This is a genomic window from Gemella massiliensis (genome assembly GCF_900120125.1).
Classification (GTDB): Bacteria; Bacillota; Bacilli; order Staphylococcales; family Gemellaceae; genus Gemella; species Gemella massiliensis.
The window spans coordinates 319,569-339,118 of sequence record NZ_LT635546.1; the positions used below are offsets into that span (position 1 = coordinate 319,569).

General features: G+C 32.5%; 15 protein-coding genes and 1 other annotated feature. Of the genes, 13 read left to right on the top strand and 2 right to left on the bottom strand.

All coding sequences use genetic code 11. The annotated features are described in order from the left end of the window. Position 1 precedes the first annotated feature (1 nt). Positions 2-805 carry a prolipoprotein diacylglyceryl transferase gene (gene lgt, locus BQ7358_RS06565; RefSeq protein ID WP_062173670.1) on the top strand — a complete coding sequence of 268 codons (804 nt, stop codon included), beginning with the start codon at positions 2-4 and terminating at the stop codon, positions 803-805. Positions 806-819: 14 nt separating this feature from the next. Further along, the gene (trxB, locus tag BQ7358_RS06570) at positions 820-1,740 is read left to right on the top strand and encodes a thioredoxin-disulfide reductase (RefSeq protein WP_062173668.1); all 921 of its coding nucleotides are present in this window, start codon (positions 820-822) and stop codon (positions 1,738-1,740) included. Between the two features lie 40 nt (positions 1,741-1,780). Here trxB and BQ7358_RS06575 read toward each other — a convergent pair whose 3' ends face one another. Further along, on the bottom strand, positions 1,781-2,251 hold the full coding sequence (locus tag BQ7358_RS06575; protein WP_062173666.1) for a GAF domain-containing protein: 471 nt from the start codon (positions 2,249-2,251) through the stop codon (positions 1,781-1,783). Positions 2,252-2,683: 432 nt separating this feature from the next. Here BQ7358_RS06575 and pheS point away from each other — a divergent pair, with 432 nt between their 5' ends. From pheS to BQ7358_RS06595, 4 genes are read left to right on the top strand one after another with little or no spacing between them, the layout of a single operon-like run. Continuing rightward, entirely contained in the window at positions 2,684-3,709 is a 1,026-nt protein-coding gene (gene pheS / locus BQ7358_RS06580; protein WP_072520388.1) for a phenylalanine--tRNA ligase subunit alpha, read from the top strand. Positions 3,710-3,721: 12 nt separating this feature from the next. Continuing rightward, positions 3,722-6,115 carry a phenylalanine--tRNA ligase subunit beta gene (gene pheT, locus BQ7358_RS06585; protein ID WP_072520389.1) on the top strand — a complete coding sequence of 798 codons (2,394 nt, stop codon included), beginning with the start codon at positions 3,722-3,724 and terminating at the stop codon, positions 6,113-6,115. A 10-nt stretch (positions 6,116-6,125) separates the two neighbouring features. Continuing rightward, complete coding sequence (gene plsY, locus BQ7358_RS06590) at positions 6,126-6,743, top strand: glycerol-3-phosphate 1-O-acyltransferase PlsY (protein WP_062173659.1); 618 nt, start codon at positions 6,126-6,128, stop codon at positions 6,741-6,743. After that, positions 6,727-7,575: a bifunctional 5,10-methylenetetrahydrofolate dehydrogenase/5,10-methenyltetrahydrofolate cyclohydrolase gene (locus BQ7358_RS06595; protein WP_062173656.1), complete on the top strand. Its 849-nt coding sequence runs from the start codon at positions 6,727-6,729 to the stop codon at positions 7,573-7,575. The genes plsY and BQ7358_RS06595 overlap by 17 nt, the downstream gene beginning before the upstream one ends. 247 nt (positions 7,576-7,822) lie before the next feature. On the opposite strand, the gene rpsT is transcribed toward BQ7358_RS06595, so the two are convergent. After that, positions 7,823-8,065, bottom strand: coding sequence for a 30S ribosomal protein S20 (gene rpsT / locus BQ7358_RS06600; protein ID WP_062173654.1), 243 nt, complete (start codon positions 8,063-8,065; stop codon positions 7,823-7,825). Between the two features lie 360 nt (positions 8,066-8,425). On the opposite strand from rpsT, the gene BQ7358_RS06605 reads away from it, so the two are divergent. The 7 genes from BQ7358_RS06605 (at position 8,426) to rpoC (ending at position 19,488) form a co-directional block, all read left to right on the top strand. Continuing rightward, positions 8,426-8,953 (top strand): QueT transporter family protein, encoded by a 528-nt coding sequence (locus BQ7358_RS06605; protein WP_062173652.1) that lies wholly within the window; start codon positions 8,426-8,428, stop codon positions 8,951-8,953. A gap of 184 nt (positions 8,954-9,137) precedes the next feature. Continuing rightward, entirely contained in the window at positions 9,138-9,872 is a 735-nt protein-coding gene (locus tag BQ7358_RS06610; protein WP_062173650.1) for a MerR family transcriptional regulator, read from the top strand. 98 nt (positions 9,873-9,970) lie between these two features. Continuing rightward, positions 9,971-10,103 (top strand) — a sequence feature (ribosomal protein L10 leader region). Between the two features lie 32 nt (positions 10,104-10,135). Further along, positions 10,136-10,636 (top strand): 50S ribosomal protein L10, encoded by a 501-nt coding sequence (rplJ, locus tag BQ7358_RS06615; RefSeq protein WP_062173648.1) that lies wholly within the window; start codon positions 10,136-10,138, stop codon positions 10,634-10,636. A gap of 40 nt (positions 10,637-10,676) precedes the next feature. Next, positions 10,677-11,039, top strand: coding sequence for a 50S ribosomal protein L7/L12 (gene rplL / locus BQ7358_RS06620; RefSeq protein WP_072520390.1), 363 nt, complete (start codon positions 10,677-10,679; stop codon positions 11,037-11,039). A 155-nt stretch (positions 11,040-11,194) separates the two neighbouring features. Then, the gene (locus BQ7358_RS06625) at positions 11,195-11,791 is read left to right on the top strand and encodes a class I SAM-dependent methyltransferase (protein WP_062173646.1); all 597 of its coding nucleotides are present in this window, start codon (positions 11,195-11,197) and stop codon (positions 11,789-11,791) included. Positions 11,792-11,941: 150 nt separating this feature from the next. Continuing rightward, positions 11,942-15,739: a DNA-directed RNA polymerase subunit beta gene (gene rpoB, locus BQ7358_RS06630; protein ID WP_072520391.1), complete on the top strand. Its 3,798-nt coding sequence runs from the start codon at positions 11,942-11,944 to the stop codon at positions 15,737-15,739. 68 nt (positions 15,740-15,807) lie between these two features. After that, positions 15,808-19,488, top strand: coding sequence for a DNA-directed RNA polymerase subunit beta' (gene rpoC, locus BQ7358_RS06635; RefSeq protein WP_062173643.1), 3,681 nt, complete (start codon positions 15,808-15,810; stop codon positions 19,486-19,488). Positions 19,489-19,550: the final 62 nt, after the last annotated feature.

The window sequence follows — 19,550 nt, forward strand, 5'->3', positions numbered from 1 at the left end:
TATGACCGTAAATTATATTAATCCAATAGCATTTCATTTATTTTCAAAACCGGTATATTGGTATGGAATAATAATAGCAACTACGGTGCTGATAGCGTATTTAATGGCAGAAAAAGAAGCAACCAAACGAGGTTTGCCTAATGAAATAATGTTGGATTTATTATTAAGGATGTTGCCGGTAGCATTTATTTTTGCGAGATTATATTACGTCGTTTTTAGATGGGATAATTACTCTAAAAATCCCGGTGAAATAATTGCCATTTGGGATGGCGGTATTGCTATTTATGGTGGTTTAATAGGTGGATTTTTAGTGCTATATTTTTTTGCAAAAAAAAGAAATATAAAGATTATAAAATTGTTGGATATAATAGCTCCAAGTTTGTTGATCGGACAAGCGTTGGGAAGATGGGGGAATTTCTTTAACCATGAGGCGTTTGGTGGAATAGTTACAAGAAAATATCTTCAGGATAGACTAATACCGAATTTTATTATAGAAAATATGTATATAGACGGTGCATATCGACAACCGACATTTTTATACGAAAGTTTATGGTGTGTTGTGGCGTTAATAATTTTATTGGTGGTGAGAAATAAATTATCACAGAGTGAAGTTTTTGTGGGATATTTAATTTTATATGGAACAGAGAGATTTATTGTAGAGGGTATGAGAACAGATTCGCTATATTTAGGGATGTTTAGAATATCTCAAGTTCTTTCGCTGGTATTTGTTATAGGAAGTTTGATATACTTAGTATTACTCAATACAAAGTATAAAGATAAGAAAATTTTGTATATAAATTCTTAAAGAAGGTGTAAAGTATGACAGAAAAAACCTATGATGTAATAATAGTAGGAGCAGGACCTGCGGGGATGACAGCTTCTATTTATGCAGGGAGAGCAAACTTATCCGTATTAATGTTGGAAAGAAAATATCCCGGTGGACAGATGTTATCTACTGAAGAAATAGAAAATTATACCGGTTTTGAGCAAATAACCGGCCCGGAATTATCGGAAAAAATGTTTGAACATTCTAAAAAATTTGGAACAGAATTTGCTTTTGGAAATATTACAGAAATTAAAGAAAAAGATGGGTTAAAATATTTAACGACAGATGAAAAAACTTATATTTCAAAAACCGTAATTATTGCTACCGGTTCAGAACATAAAACATTGGGAATTCCGGGAGAAGAACTTTTTTCAGGAAAAGGAGTTAGCTACTGTGCTGTTTGTGACGGGGCATTTTTCAAAAATAAGAATGTTGTAGTAATCGGTGGCGGCGATTCTGCGATCGAAGAGGCGTTATATTTATCAAACTTGGTTGGCAAAGTAACTATAATTCATCGAAGAGATAAATTACGTGCTCAGAAAATTTTACAAGATAGAGCTTTTGCAAGAAAGAATATTGAATTCGTTTGGGATAGTATTCCTTTGGAAATAAAAGGAGAACGTAAAGTATCGTCAATAGAATTAAAAAATGTGAAAACAGGAGAGAAAACTTCCTTAGAAGCAGATGGTATCTTTATCTATGTTGGAATGTTACCGCAAACCGCAGATTTTTTACAGCTGGGAATTACTAATGAAGTTGGATATATTCCGACAAAGGAAAATCTTGAAACAAGGGTTGCTGGGATATTTGCGGCAGGTGACGTTAGGGTAAAAGATATTCGTCAAGTAGTAACCGCTACGGCAGATGGTGCTATAGCAGCACAAAGTGCATATAGTTACATAGAAAATTTATAATAAAAGAAAATTAACCGTAAGATTAATTACGGTTAATTTTTTAACAAAATTTTATTTTTTCAAAAATTATTTCGGTAGCTTCTGAAAAGGCAGCTACCTCATTTTGAGTAAATCTATTGAATAGTGTTGAATCAATATCCAACAAAGCAACTACTTTGTTATTTTTTAAAATAGGTATAACAAGTTCACTGTTAGATGCACTATCACATGCTATATGACCGGGAAAATTATGAACATTTTCAATATATACGGTATTTTTTGTAGTAAAACAATGACCGCACACACCTTTATTAAAAGGAATTCTGGTACAGGCAACTTTTCCTTGAAAAGGACCGAGAACTAAGTTGTTTTGAACAGAATCAACTAAATAAAAACCAACCCAATTTGTGTCAGGGAGATATTCCTTGTAAAAAGCAGAAAGATTAGAAAGGTTGGTAATCAGATTACTTTCATTTGCTATTAATGCACTTGCTTGTTCGATAAATAAATTTTTGTTATTAACAATATTCATAAATAAAACCTCCACAAAATTTACTTTATTATCGCATAAGTCGATTAAAAAATAAAGAGAAATATATAGAATAACAATATTTCAAAAAATATAATTATTTGACAATGATATAGTTTTATTATATTATTTTAAGTATAAATTTTAAAAACGGTGATTAAGACGGTATATGGTGTATTTCTAACAGGGAGCAACTTTTTAACTGAAAGGGTTGTATTAATATAGTGTATATTTTCAGCTTATGAGTAATTGTATAAGTAATAGTTATGAGTACAATCGGCTAGTGTCCGTTATGCACTTTAAATATAAGGAAGCTTATTGTAGCTTCGAATTTGGGTGGTACCACGATATATTCGTCCCTAGGGTGAGAAAACTCTAAGGGATTTTTTATTTTAGATAAGTTATATCTATAATGTAATTTTAGGAGGAGATAATATGTCTTTATTAGAAAATATAAAAAGAGAATACATTGAATTAGTAAAAGAAGTTTCTGATGAAAAATCTTTATATGAACTTAAAGTCAAATTTTTAGGTAAAAAAGGGCAGTTAACCGAGGTTATGAAGAGAGCGAAAGACTTAGCCCCTGAAGAACGCCCGTCTTTTGGAAAAAGTGTTAATGAGGTAAAAAATTACATTAATCAGAGTATTGAAGAAACACGTAAGGAAATTGAAGAGCGAGCGTTGGAATTAAAGTTGGCGAGTGAAGAAATTGATGTGACATTACCAAGTAAAAAAATAGAACTTGGTGGTGTAAATCCTTTAAATAAAATTATTGAAGAAATAGAAGAAATTTTTATTTCAATGGGATATGCTATTGCAGAGGGGCCGGAAGTAGAAACGGATAAATTTAATTTTGAGATGTTAAATCTGCCGAAAGATCATCCGGCACGTGATATGCAAGATTCGTTTTATATCACCGATGAACTTCTGATGCGTACACAAACATCACCGGTACAAGCACGTGAAATGCTTAAGGCGAATGGTAAAGGACCTGTGAAAATTATTTGTCCCGGTAAAGTATTTAGACGTGATAATGATGATGCAACACATTCTCATCAATTTACACAAATTGAAGGATTAGTAGTTGATAAAAATATTACATTTAGTGATTTAAAAGGAACATTGGAACATTTTATTCAGGCAATTTTTGGAAAAAATAAAAAAATACGTTTACGTCCAAGTTTTTTCCCATTTACAGAGCCATCGGTTGAAGTTGATGTATCGTGGGGAAATGAAGATGATGAAGAAAATATTAAATGGTTAGAAATTCTTGGAGCAGGTATGGTTCATCCTAATGTGCTTAAGATGGCAGGTTTCGATCCGGAATTGTATACCGGTTTTGCATTTGGTATGGGACCGGAGCGAGTAGCAATGTTGAAATATGGAATTAGTGATATTAGAAATTTCTATACAAATGATGTTAGATTTTTGAAACAATTTAATAGTGATAGAAATGATTAATGGAGGTAGATGATGTTAGTAAGTTATAATTGGTTAAAACAATATATAGATATTAAAGATAGTGCGCAAGATCTGGCAGAAAAGATTACACGAGGTGGAATTGAGGTAGAAGGTGTAGAATACTTAGCAGAAAATATTTCTAATGTTGTTGTAGGTTATGTAAAATCAAAAGAAAAACATCCGGATGCTGAAAAATTAAATGTTTGCACAGTTGATGTTGGAGAAAAAGAAGATTTACAAATTGTCTGTGGTGCGCCGAATGTGAAAGCAGGACAATATGTGATAGTAGCTAAAATCGGTGCAAAATTACCGGGTATTAAAATTAAAAAAGCAAAATTACGTGGTGTGGAATCTCAGGGAATGATTTGCTCACTAAAAGAACTTGGTTTAAACCAAAGTGTTGTACCGAAAAAGTATCAAGATGGTATTTATATTTTTGAAACAGAACAAAAACTAGGAAGTGATGTAGTAGAAGTTTTGGGATTAAATGATTATATTTTGGATCTCTCTATTACACCAAATAGAGCAGATGCATTGAGTATGCGCGGTTTGACTTATGAACTCGGTGCTTTATATAATCAAACGGTTAAATTTAATGATAAAAAATACGAAGAAAATACTACTGATACCAACTTAAAAGTGTCAATCCAAAGTGAAAATTGTATAAATTATTTAGCACAGATTGTAAATAATATTACAGTAGTTGATTCGCCATTATGGTTACAAACATGTTTAATGAATTCGGGTATTAGACCAATTAATAATATTGTGGATATAACAAATTATGTTCTGTTAGAATTTGGACAACCAATGCACGCTTTTGATAAGAAATTAACCGGAGACAATATTGTAGTACGTGATGCTGAGGTAGGAGAAATTTTAAAAACTTTAGATAATGTTGAAAGAAAATTACAAAAGGATGATCTAGTTATAACTGACGGTATAAAACCCATCGCATTAGGAGGAGTAATGGGTGGGAAAAATACTGAAGTAAACGGCAATACAACAAGTATTATTTTAGAATCAGCTTATTTTAATCCTATTACCGTTCGCAAAACTTCTGCATACCATGGTTTAAGAAGTGATTCTTCTGCACGTTTCGAAAAGGGCATTGATATTAATATACAAAAAGTCGCATTACAAAGAGCAACCGAGTTAATTTTAGAGCTATGTCCGGAAGCTACAATAGAAACAATTGTGGGAGAAGCAAAAACACTTAGCGATAAAGAAATAATAATTACCGAAAATTATATTAATGATTATTTAGGAATAGAGTTATCTAAAGAAAAAATTATTAATATTTTACAAAGTTTGAGCTTCAATGTGGAAAAAATAGAAGATTATCTATTGGTAAAAATTCCGACAAGAAGACCGGATATTACAATTAAGCAAGATTTAGTAGAAGAAATAATCAGAATATACGGTTATGATAATTTAGCGTCTACATTACCTAAATTTTCTAAAACAACACGAGGAGGTTTAACTTATAGTCAACGAGCGGTAAGAGATTTAAGAAAAATTTTTGTAACATTAGGATTTAATGTTACAATTAACTATTCGTTAGTATCCGAAAAGGAAAGCACAGAATTTACGTTAGAAGATCACCATAAGGTAAAATTACTTATGCCTATGACGGAAACACATTCAACATTACGTCAAAGTCTTGTACCGGGATTATTAAATGCAACAGCATATAATGTAGCTCGTAAGCAGAAAAATCTGAAAATTTTGGAAATAGGGAAAGTTTTCTTTGGTAGCGGTGACGATAATATTCAGCCAACTGAAAAGTTATATCTATCAGCAGCGTTAACAGGAGTAGAACACTCTACAAAATGGTTAAAAGAAGAAAAGGAAATAGATTTTTACAGTGCCAAAGGATATTTAGAAACTATTTTTGAAAGATTAGGATTAGTAGAAAAAATTTCTTACAAATCAGTTAAATTGAAAAATATGCATCCCGGAAGAACGGCGGAAATGTATCTTGGAGAAAAGAGATTAGGTTTTATCGGAGAAATTCATCCTGCGTATGCCGGAGATAAAGGTTTAAATAAAACTTATGTTTTTGAAATAAATTTAGAAGAAATTATTTCAGAGAAAAAAGTTAAACCACTTTATGAAGAAGTAACTAAATATCCGGAAATCACTCGTGATGTAGCAATGCTTGTAGATAACAAAGATGAATATGCAAATATATATTCGGTAATTGAAAATGTAAATAGCAAACTTATTACTAATATAGAATTATTTGACTTATATGAGGGATTAGAGCTTCTTACGGGGAAAAAATCTATAGCACTTACGTTAACTTATAGTGATAAAGAAAAAACTTTAACTGATGAAGAAGTGACAGAAGCTCATGAAAAAGTATTAGATGCTTTAAGTAACTATGGAGCAATCATAAGATAGGAGAATGCTTATGGTATTGAAAATTTTATTGTTATGTATATCGGCTTATCTTATCGGTGCGATTCCCTTTGCACTAATAGTGGGAAAAGTATTTTACAATGTTGATATTAGGACTATGGGTAGTGGTAATCTCGGGACGACAAATACTTTTAGGTGTCTTGGAAAAAAAGCAGGAATTATTGTTTTTGTAATGGATGTTGTAAAAGGAATAATCGCAATTTTTATCCCTACACTCGTTATAGGCAGAGTAGAATATTTATCGATATTCGGAGCACTTGCAATGATAGGACATGTATTTCCTATTTTCGCAAATTTTCGTGGAGGCAAAGCGGTGGCAACAGGATCGGGAGTATTTATATTTTTGTATCCATTTTTAAGTATGGTTATGATTGTAATATTTTTCGCTACAATATTTTTAACCGGTTATGTATCATTGGGCAGTATTTTAATATGTTTAATGTCAATAATTTATTTATCTATTTTTGAAGTCGGAATAGATAAGTATATAATGATAACAATGTGTATTTTTGTTATCTATATGCACAAAAAAAATATAAAAAGACTTTTGAACGGAACGGAGAGTAAATCAAAATTAAAAATAGGTGGAAAAAATGACAGAAATAATTAGTGGAACAAGTTTAGCAAAACGATTAAGAGAAGAAATAAAACAAGAAGTAGGGATTTTAAGAGAAAAAAATATTGAACCAACTCTAGCGGTAGTTATAGTAGGAAATAATAAAGCTTCTCTTAGCTATGTCAATTTTAAACATAAGGCATGTTTAGAAAATAATATAAAGTCTATAAAAGTAGAACTTGATGAAAATATTACAACAGAAGAGTTACTTAATGAAATAAATAAATTGAATAATGATAATACAATAAATGGTATTTTAGTTCAGTTACCATTGCCACAAAGTATTGATGAAGAAAAAATTTTAAATGCTATAAATCCGGAAAAAGACGTCGATGGATTTCATCCGATAAATGTAGGAAAATTAGTGGCCGGGTCTGCTGAGTTAATTCCCTGCACACCGCTCGGAATTATGGAGATGATTAAGTCAACCGGTGAAATAATAGAGGGGAAATTAGCACTGGTAATTGGAAGAAGTAACATTGTCGGGAAACCTGTTTCTACTTTATTACTACAGGAAAATGCAACCGTGATTACAGCACATTCAAAGACAAAAAAATTAGAAACTTTAATAGAGAATGCTGATATAATAGTTTGTTGTGTAGGGAAAGCACATTTTTTATCAGGAAACGAAAAAGTAAAAGAGAATTGTATTATTATTGATGTAGGAAATAATTATATTAATGGAAAATTAGTTGGTGATGTTAATTTAGAAAAATTTATAGGTAAGGTGGCTTATATTTCGCCGGTACCGGGAGGAGTAGGGCCGTTAACAATAACAATGTTAATGAGAAATACACTGATAGCAACACATAAAATGAATAAATAAGGATAAAATGGATTGATTTAAAAACTAATAGTTCCAACAAAATTATTTATTGGTAGCTGGATGTAGGTGTATATTGATTTAGGTTTATTTTAAAGAAATTTATTCAAATTTATTGAATTGGGAGCAACTTTACAAAATCGAGATTTAACGAAATCATGATTTTTGAATTGCTCTCTTTTTATTTGTAGTGTTAAAAATAAAAAACCACTTATTCCAAATTAGAACAAAGTAGTTTTTAAACGTTTAATTATTTAGCTAAGTTTGATTTGTATCTGGCAGCTGTATTTTTATGAATTAGGTTAGTTTTAGCAGCTTTATCAATTTTTTTATAAGCAAGGTTTACTAACTCTGCAGTGTTAGCAGCACCTTCAGCTTTAGCAGCTTTAGCTTTTTTAATAGCTGTACGCATTTCTGATTTTTTAGCAGTATTGCTAGCATTTGTTTTAGCGTCTTTTCTCACACTTAGAACTGATGATTTAATGTTTGGCATACGATTCACCTCCTGCAATGAATTTTTTATTACTAAGAAATATTAATTAATATTCTTAATTACAATGAATTAAGTGTTGCTAAAAGCAACTACCTAATTTTAACATAACAAAGAGTTAAATGCAATATATTTTTAAGTTTTTTATGAGTAGGTTAGAAAAATTTGTTGTTTTTTATATTTTGTATTGACTAATGAGATAGATAATGTTACCATATAAAACATTGGTAATTATTTTGTTATCATAGAAATTTTATAATAAAGATGTTTGAGAGATCCATCTATAAAAAAAACTGTGGTAAACACTGATTTCTCATTTCAGTGTTTTATTTTTTTCTCTTGAGCAGGATAAGGAGTTTTTATATGAGAGATAATAAGGTTAGAATATTAACGATACAAGCATTAATAACAGCGATTTATGTTGTACTTACAGTAGTTGTTGCACCTTTTTCTTATGGTGCTATACAGTTTAGAATTAGTGAATCGTTATCTCAGCTAGTAGTGTTCAGTAAAAAATATTGGTTTCCAATTACATTAGGTGTAGCCGTAGCAAATATTTTCAGTCCGCTCGGTATTGTTGATGTATTTTTCGGTACCCTTGGTACAGGATTAGCACTATTAATAAGTGTCTTTGTATTCAAATTTATAAAAAGCAGATATGTAAGACATATTATGAATATCATTTTATATTTGATAATTTGCATGCCGATTATCGCTTATGAAATTACTATTTTTAGTGGTAATAATTCAACACGAGTACCATTTGAATTTGGGGTATTTTCCTCAATCTATGTTTCATTATTATTATCTCAGGTAGTTGTGATGATTATCGGTATTGTAATAACAGAAGCATTAAATAAAGTAATAGATCTAAAGAAAGTTTTTGAATAATAAATTTAACGGTCAAGTAATTTTATACCACTTTTTAAATTTGTTTAATTTATTTAAGAAAAAAGTGATAACTTGACTGTTTTTTATTCAATAAAAAATTTTTTTTTTGTTATTGACACTAACGTTACGTTATAATGTAAACTATATATATCAGCTGGTAAAAAACAAACACTAGGAGGTGGATATGTACACAATAGGAGAAATGTCAAAAATTTCCGGTGTTAGTGTTAGAACACTGCATTATTATGATGAAATAGGTTTGCTGTCACCAATTAAAGAAAAGAATGGTTATCGCAAGTACAGTGAGAAAGAATTAGATAAGTTACAACAGATTATGTTTTACAAGTGTTTAAAGTTTTCTTTGCATGATATAATGAATATTTTAAATGGTAACGTTGATCACATGGAAATTTTAATCAGACAACGAGAACTAATAAAAAAGGAAAAGTATCGTTTTGATCAGTTGCTTAAAACGATTGATAAAACAATAGAACATATAAAAGGAGAAAAGATGATGACTGTAGAGGAAAAATTTGTAGGTTTTAGACATGAAGATTTAGAGAAGTATGAAGAACGTGCAATGGAAAAGTATGGTAAAGAAGTGATAAAAGAAGCAAAAAGACGAAGAGGCGGCGTTGAAAATATAGCTAATGAAGAGTTTAATAATGTGTTTAAAACATTAGCTAAATATAAAGCAGATGGTTTAAGTGTTGATGATAAAAAAGTACAAGAAGAGATTGATAAACTATATAATCATATAAATAAATATGGATTTGATTGTACATTAGAAGTATTTTCTCTTATAGGAAAAGGCTATGCGCAAAATCCGGAATTTAGAAATAATATTAATAAATTTGGAGCGGGCGTAGCAGAATTTACGAGTGAAGCAATAGAATATTATTATGAAAAAACTAATTAATTGATTGATAGATTGTAATTTTCGATGATAGGTAACTGATAAATTCAAAAATTTTTAATAAATCTATTGACAAAATTTAAAATATATACTACACTAATAAGGTCAGTTTAAATGTACCGTAGACAGTAGGGGGAGCAATCCTTAATTAGCCTACCGAGGACAAAAATTCGAAAAGAAACTTATGTGCCTTTTTGTATGTTCTCGCATACAAAAAGGTATTTTATTGGTACTGGGATTGATAAATCTACTTAGGAGGAAGTTCAATGTCAAAAGCTATTGAGAAAAAACAAGAGTTAGTTAACCAAATTGCTGAAGAAATTAAAGCTAGTTCATCAGTTGTTATTGCTGACTACCGTGGTTTAAATGTTGCAGAAGTAACAGAACTGCGTAATAATATGCGTAACGAAGGTTTAACTTTTAAAGTTTATAAAAACTCACTAGTTCGTCGTGCTATGAAAGAAGCCGGCGTTGAGGGGTTAGATGAAGTTCTAACAGGACCGAACGCATTTGCTTTTTCAACAGACGATGTCGTAGCGCCTGCCAGAGTTTTAAATGATTTCGCTAAAGAACATGAAAACTTGGAACTTAAAGCCGGTGTTATAGAAGGAAAAGTTGCAGATTATTCAGAAATTAAAGCTATTGCCGCATTACCAAGCCGCGATGGGTTACTTTCTATGTTGCTATCTGTATTGACAGCGCCAATGCGCAATACTGCTTTAGTTGTTAAAGCTGTAGCAGACCAAAAAGCTGAACAAGAAGCTTAATAAAAAATTAAAACATAATTAAAATCGGAGGAAATTTATAATGACTAAAGAACAAATTTTAGATGCTATTAAAGAAATGTCAGTTTTAGAATTAAACGACCTAGTAAAAGCAATTGAAGAAGAATTCGGGGTAACTGCTGCTGCACCTGTAGCTGTAGCTGGAGCTGCTGTAGCCGGAGCTGCTGAAGAAAAAACTGAGTTTGATGTAGTATTAACATCAGCTGGTGATTCAAAAATAAAAGTAATTAAAATTGTTCGTGAAATCACAGGCGACGGATTAAAAGAAGCTAAAGAAAAAGTTGATGGTGCACCGTCAGTTGTTAAAGAAGGAGCTTCTAAAGAAGAAGCTGAAGAAATTAAAGCTAAATTAGAAGAAGTTGGAGCTTCTGTAGAAGTTAAATAATTTCTAAATTATTAAGTAGATAAAAAATAGATAGATGTAAATAAACAATAATATTCTATTTGAGAATATTTGATACGATGATAATAACAAAAATAGTATATCTCAAGTGTTTTACTTTGAGGTATGCTATTTTCTTGATTGAAGGAGTATTTATAATGGAGCATTATTATACTAACAATCCGACAACAAATAGTTGCGAGAAAATTATATATTCTGAAATTAATAATACTAAATTAAAATTTTATACAGATAATGGGGTATTTTCAAAAGATAATATAGATTTTGGAACTCGGAGTTTGCTGGAGAGTTTTTTCAGCAAAAAATTAGACGTAAAAGTAGCTGATATCGGTTGTGGTTACGGTGTTATATCTATTTATCTGGCGAAAAAAAATCCAACTTACACATTTACTATGGTAGATGTAAATAATAGAAGTCTTGAATTAGCTAAAAAAAACATTGAATTAAATAAAGTGATAAACAAAATAGAAGTAATAGAAAGTAGTTCTTTCGATAATGTAAAAGATATCTTTGATATAGTTATTACTAATCCTCCTATAAGAGCCGGAAAGCAAATTGTTCATAAAATTATGGAAGATAGTTATAATCATTTAGTAATAGCCGGAGAATTGTGGGTTGTAATACAAAAAAAACAAGGGATGGCAAGTTGTAAAAAATTACTTGAAGAATTATTTTCTAATGTAGAGATTATTAGTAAAAATAAAGGATATTACATTTTAAAAGCAGTAAAATAATTGACAATTTACTATGATTATGATAAAATGGTGAATTGCAAGTAATTCTATTTTAGCATAATAGAGTTATATAAAATTATATAAGAAGAAAGAGAAAATGTATAATATTTTCTTTTTAGTTTATAAGAGAAATACTAAGAGGTGACACAGTTGCAAAAAGTTAAATTTGGTAAGCACAGACAAAGACGTAGCTATGCGAGAATTTCAGAAGTAATCGATTTACCAGACTTAATAGAAATTCAAACGTTATCTTATGAGAAATTTTTAGAAACCGGTTTAAAAGAAGTTTTTAGAGATGTTTCTCCAATTGAAGGTAATAATGAAAAATTAAGTTTAGAATTTATTGATTATAAACTTGGAACTCCTAAGTATAATGTTGATGAATCAAAAGAACGTGATGCTACATATTCAGCACCACTACGTGTAAGAGTTCGTTTGATTAATAAAGAACGTGATGAAATTAAAGAACAAGAAGTGTTTATGGGTGAACTACCGCTAATGACGGAGACAGGAACATTCATAATAAACGGTGCAGAACGTGTTATCGTTTCACAATTAGTTCGATCACCTTCTGTGTATTTTACGGAAGATGATAAATTAAAGGTAAAAAATATTCCTAATGCATATAAAACAACTGTGATTCCTAACAGAGGAGCTTGGTTGGAATTTGAGAAAGATATTAAAGGTTTGGCATATGCCAGAATAGATAGAACAAGAAAAATTCCGCTAACAACACTTATCAGAGCCTTGGGATTTAATTCGGATGAGGAAATCATCAGATTATTCGGTGAAGATGCTGAGCTTCTTAATACATTGGAAAAAGATGAGAATCAGGATGTCGGGACAGCTTTAAAAGTAATCTATGATAAACTTCGTCCCGGAGAACCCGCGAATGTTGAAACAGCTAAATCTACATTGTATGGACGTTTTTTTGATCCGCGTCGTTATGATTTGGCAAAGGTAGGAAGATATAAACTTAATAATAAACTTCATGTCGCTGAAAGATTAGAAAATCAAATTTTAGTAGAGCCGATTGTTGATACTGAAACAGGTGAAATTTTAGTAGAAAAAGGTATTAAATTGACTCGTGAAATTTTAGATAATATTCATGAGGAATTAGAAACTACAGCTAATATAAGAGAATTTGATATGAATGAATCGCTTGACGGAAGTGACAGTTTAAAATTACAGTTATTTAAAATTGTGAATCAGGTTAAAGTTGGAAATGATTACAATGTTGATGAGTTGACAGCAGATCAAGTATTACATGTTATAGGTAATGCTTCACCGGATAAAGATATTTTAACATTAACTATTGCCGATATTATAGCAAGTATTAATTACTACTTATTATTAATCAGAAATAGAAGAAATGATGATTCGTTTGAGTATGAATTAATAGGTAGGGTTGATGATATTGATCATCTTGGTAATCGTCGACTTCGTTGTATAGGTGAATTACTTCAAAATCAAATTCGTGTCGGTATTTCTCGTATGGAGCGTGTCGTTAGAGAAAGAATGAGTATTCAAGATACTAATGAAATTACACCGCAACAGTTGATAAATGTTAGACCGGTTACTGCGATTATTAAAGAGTTTTTTGGAAGTTCTCAATTATCACAATTTATGGATCAAACCAATCCGTTAAGTGAGCTTACTCACAAACGTAGATTGTCTGCGCTTGGACCTGGTGGTTTAACGAGAGAACGTGCCGGAATGGAAGTTCGTGACGTCCATTATTCTCACTATGGGCGTATGTGCCCGATTGAAACGCCGGAAGGACCAAACATTGGCTTAATTAACTCACTATCTTCATTCGCAAGAATTAATGAGTATGGTTTTATTATGACTCCATATAGAAAAGTAGAAGTTGATAATGAAGGGCGACCTTATGTTACTGAAAATGTTCAATATTTAACAGCAGATCAGGAAGATAAATATGTGGTTGCACAATCTAACTCGAATGTAGATGAAAATGGATATTTCTTAGATGATGAAGTTGTTTGTCGTTTTAGAGGAGATAATACGATTAAACCTAGACAAATGATGAACTTCATGGATGTATCACCTAAACAGGTAGTATCAGCAGCTACAGCTTGTATTCCATTTTTAGAAAACGACGACTCTAACCGTGCGCTTATGGGTGCAAACATGCAACGTCAAGCGGTACCTTTGATGGTAACTGAAGCACCGTTTGTTGGAACCGGTATGGAGCATTTAGCAGCACGTGATTCAGGAGCAGCAGTTATAGCTAAATATCGTGGTATTGTTGAATATGTGGATGGTGCTAAAATAAAGGTACGACGACTTGAAATTCTTGACGGAAATGAAATTAAAGGTGAGTTAGATACATATATTGTACATAAATTTGTACGTTCTAATCATAGTACATCATATAATCAAAAACCTATTGTTAAAGTAGGAGACAGAGTTGAACCGAAAGATATTCTTGCTGACGGACCATCTATGGATAAAGGAGAATTAGCATTAGGTAAAAACTTAGTGGTAGCATTTGTTAACTGGGACGGGTACAATTATGAAGATGCTGTTATTATGAGCGAACGTCTTGTTAAAGATGATGTTTATACTTCTATTCATTTAGAAGAATATGAAACAGAAGCAAGAGATACAAAACTTGGACCGGAAGAAATCACACGTGAGATACCTAATGTAGGAGAAAATGCTCTTAAAAACTTGGATTCACGCGGTATTATCCGTATAGGTGCGGAAGTAAAAGATGGGGACATTCTTGTCGGTAAAGTAACACCTAAAGGGTTAACAGAACAAACACCGGAAGAAAAACTGTTATACGCAATTTTCGGTGCAAAATCTAAAGAAGTACGTGATACTTCATTGCGTGTGCCACATGGTGCTGACGGAGTAGTAGCGGATGTTAAAATTTTCAAACGTGAAGATGGTGCGGAGTTAGCCAATGGCGTTAACGAATTGGTTAGAGTATTTATTGTTCAAAAACGTAAAATTCGTGTTGGTGATAAAATGGCTGGTCGTCATGGAAATAAAGGGGTTATCTCAAATATTTTACCTGAAGAAGATATGCCTTATTTACCGGATGGGACGCCCGTTGATGTTATGTTAAATCCACTTGGAGTACCGTCACGTATGAACATTGGACAAGTATTAGAACTTCATTTAGGTATGGCGGCTAAACAACTCGGTATCCACGTAGCGACACCGGTGTTTGACGGTGCTAGTGATGATGATGTTTGGTCAACTGTGGCAGAGGCCGGTATGGCAAAAGATGCTAAGACGGTTCTTTATGACGGGCGTACCGGTGAACCGTTTGATAGTCGTGTTTCAGTTGGAGTTATGTATATGATTAAACTTGCTCACATGGTTGATGATAAACTTCATGCACGTTCAATTGGTCCATATTCATTGGTAACGCAACAACCTCTTGGAGGTAAAGCACAATTTGGTGGACAAAGATTTGGTGAGATGGAGGTATGGGCATTAGAAGCATATGGTGCAGCTTATACACTTCAAGAAATCTTGACTTACAAATCAGATGATACGAACGGTCGTATTAAAACTTATGAAGTTATTGTTAAAGGTGAGAATATTCCGCGTCCCGGAGTACCGGAATCGTTCCGTGTTCTTATGAAAGAACTTCAAGCCTTAGGTATGGACTTTAGAGTAATGGATAATGATGATAATGAAGTGGATATGGGTGATATAGACCTAGGCGATACTATAGATTTTCATACAGGTTTAGGACACTTACATGAAAAAAAAGAAGATGAAGTTAAGAATGAAGAAACTGATGAAGATGTAGATATTGATACTGAAGACGAAGAAAATGAGGAAGTTGATGAAAATAGCGGTTATCAATCACTAGCTGACTTATTGCTGTCAAATAATGATGAATATGATGATGTAGAAGATATAGAAGATGAAGAAATCGAAGAAGATTTTGATAATGAAAAATAAAAATTTTACAATGAATCACAAAATACTATTCAAGGCTATTATACAAAATAATAAAGGAGGTATGCTCCTTGATAGACGTAAATAATTTTGCATATATGAAAATTAGTTTAGCCTCTCCTGAAAAAATAAGAAGTTGGTCTTATGGAGAAGTTAAAAAACCGGAAACGATAAATTATAGAACTTTAAAACCGGAAAATGATGGGTTGTTCTGTGAAAGAATTTTCGGACCAACAAAAGATTGGGAATGTGCTTGCGGTAAGTACAAAAGGGTAAGATATAAAAATATAAAATGTGATAAATGTGGTGTTGACGTTACTTTATCAAAAGTACGTAGAGAAAGAATGGGGCATTTGGATTTAGCAGCTCCGGTCAGCCATATTTGGTATTTCAAGGGAATACCAAGCCGTATGGGTCTGCTATTGGATCTTAGTCCCAGACAATTAGAAGAAGTAATCTATTTTGCTTCATATATTGTAATTGATCCGGGTGAAACGGACTTTATGAAAAAACAAATTGTTTCAGAGCGTGAAGTTCGTGAGGCACGTAGTACATTCGGCGCTAACTCATTTGTAGCTAAAATGGGAGCGGAAGCTATCCGTGATTTATTGGCAGAGTTAGATATTGAAAAAGAATTAAGAGATTTAAAAAATGAACTTAAAGAATTAAGTGAGAGTAATTATAAATCAGGACAAAAAATTGTTAAAATTATTAAACGTGTAGAAGTGTTTGAAGCGTTTAAAAATTCCGGAAATAAACCGGAGTGGATGATTATGACCGTTTTACCTGTTATACCTCCTGAATTACGTCCAATGGTTCAGTTGGACGGTGGACGTTTTGCAACGAGTGATTTAAATGATTTGTATCGACGTGTTATTAATCGTAATAACCGTTTGAAAAAACTTATAGAATTAAAAGCACCCGGCTTAATCGTTCAAAACGAAAAACGTATGTTACAAGAAGCAGTAGATGCTTTGATAGATAATGGTCGTCGTGGTCGTCCGGTTACCGGCCCCGGCAACAGAACTTTAAAATCGTTATCTAATATGCTTAAAGGTAAACATGGACGCTTCCGTCAAAACTTACTAGGTAAACGTGTTGATTACTCTGGTCGTTCAGTTATCGTAGTTGGACCGAATTTGAAAATGTATCAATGTGGATTACCGAAAGAAATGGCGCTTGAATTGTTTAAACCGTTTGTAATGAGAGAATTAGTAAAACGTGAATTGGCGAATAATATTAAAAACGCAAAAAATCAAATTGAAAGAATGGAAGATCACGTTTGGGATATATTGGAAGATATTATTCGTGAACACCCGGTATTACTTAACCGTGCACCGACATTGCACAGATTAGGTATTCAAGCTTTTGAACCGATTTTAGTGGAAGGTCGTGCGATAAGATTGCATCCACTTGTAACTACAGCGTTTAATGCTGACTTTGACGGTGACCAAATGGCTGTTCACGTGCCGCTATCAAAAGAAGCACAGGCTGAAGCACGTATGTTAATGCTGGCTGCACAAAATATTCTTAACCCAAAAGATGGAAAACCTGTTGTTACACCGTCTCAAGACATGGTTCTCGGTAACTATTATTTAACATTAGAAAGACCGGGAGCAATCGGTGAAGGTATGATTTTTAAAGATGCTGACGAAGCAAGAATGGCATATCAAAACGGGTATATTCATTTACATACTCGTGTTGGTATTGCAGCAAAATCATTCAATAATCCGACATTTACAGAAGAACAAAATAAAAAATTATTAATTACAACAATTGGTAAAGTTATTTTTAATGATATACTTCCGGCCGGCTTTCCATTTTTAAATGAACCAACTAAAGATAACTTGGAGGTAGCAACACCGAAAAAATACTTTGTTGCAACAAGTGAATTATCAGAAGGCGGGCTTAAAGCCTATATTAAAGAAAAAGAAACCGCAATACCATTTAAAAAAGGTTTCTTGTCAAAAATTATTTCAGAAATTTTTAATAGATTCCATATTACCGAAACATCTATGATGTTGGATAGAATGAAAGACTTAGGATTTAAGTATTCTTCAAGAGCTGGTATTACCGTTGGGGTAAGTGATGTGTTTGTCTTACCAAATAAATATGATATTCTTGCAGAATCACAAGAAAATGTTGATAAAATCACTAATCTATTTAGACGTGGTTTATTAACGGAAGAAGAACGTTATCAAAATGTTATTGCACAATGGGCAAAAGCTAAGGATGTTATCCAAGATCAACTTATGGACTCTCTTCCTGCGACTAACCCAATTTATATGATGAGTGATTCGGGAGCACGTGGTAATGCGTCAAACTTTACTCAACTTGCCGGTATGCGTGGACTTATGGCATCTCCATCAGGTAGAATCATGGAAATGCCGGTACGTTCATCATTTAAAGAAGGACTTACAGTATTGGAATACTTTATTTCTTCTCATGGGGCACGTAAAGGACTTGCAGATACGGCATTAAAAACTGCTGATTCAGGGTATTTGACACGTCGTCTTGTTGATGTTGCCCAAGATGTTATTGTTCGTGAAAATGATTGTGGAACATCTCGAGGTTTAAGAGTGGCAGCACTTAGAAATGGAACTGATGAAATTGAGAGTTTGCAAGAACGCTTAGAGGGAAGATACAGTAAAGAAACTGTTGTTCATCCGGAAACCGGTAAAGTCATCGTTGAAGATGGTGAATTAATCACGTTAGATACAGCGAAAGAAATAGAAAAAGCCGGTATCGAAAGTGTTGTAATTCGTTCGGCGTTTACATGTAATAGTCGTCATGGAGTTTGTGAGAAATGCTATGGTAAAAACTTAGCAACTGGAGAAAAAGTTGAAGTAGGAGAAGCAGTAGGTACAATAGCTGCTCAGTCTATTGGAGAACCGGGAACACAGCTTACGATGCGTACATTCCATACCGGAGGGGTAGCAGGTGCAGATATTACTCAAGGTTTACCTCGTATTCAAGAATTATTCGAAGCACGTAATCCAAAAGGGAAAGCTTTAATTTCAGAGGTAGATGGAACTGTAACAAAAGTAGAAGTGGATAATAATCATATTCGTAGAATATTTGTATTAAGTGAAATTGGAGAGGAAAGAGAGTATCAAGATTACGGTACAAGTCGTATGTTAGTTAAGGAAAACGATGAGGTTAAACGTGGTCAAGCATTAACTGAAGGGTCTATTGAACCCAAAGAATTACTTTCTATTGCAGGATTGGAAGCTGTACAAAGTTACTTATTGACAGAGGTACAAAAAGTTTACCGTATGCAAGGGGTTGAAATTAGTGATAAACACGTTGAAGTAATGGTAAGACAAATGTTGAGGAAAGTGCGTGTTATCAATGCAGGAGATACCGACTTGTTACCGGGTTCATTAGTAGATATTCATAGGTTTACTGATGAGAATAAAAAAATTCTTAAACATCGTGGAAATATGGCAACAGCGAAACCTGTTATTCTTGGTATAACAAAAGCATCTTTAGAAACGGAAAGTTTCTTATCAGCAGCGTCATTCCAAGAAACAACAAGGGTTCTTACAGATGCGGCGGTTAAAGGTAAAACCGACATGTTGATGGGACTTAAAGAAAATGTTATTATTGGTAAATTGATACCTGCCGGTACCGGTATGCCTAGATATAACAACATTGATGTTCAATATGAAGAAGATTTAGAGCAAGAAATGGAACAAGAATTAAGTAAACCCATTGAACAAGAATTACACGATGAATTAGAAACTATTTAATTAAAAATGTGATAGAAATATAGAATATAAAAAAGTTTTGATATTTCTATTGACAAACATTA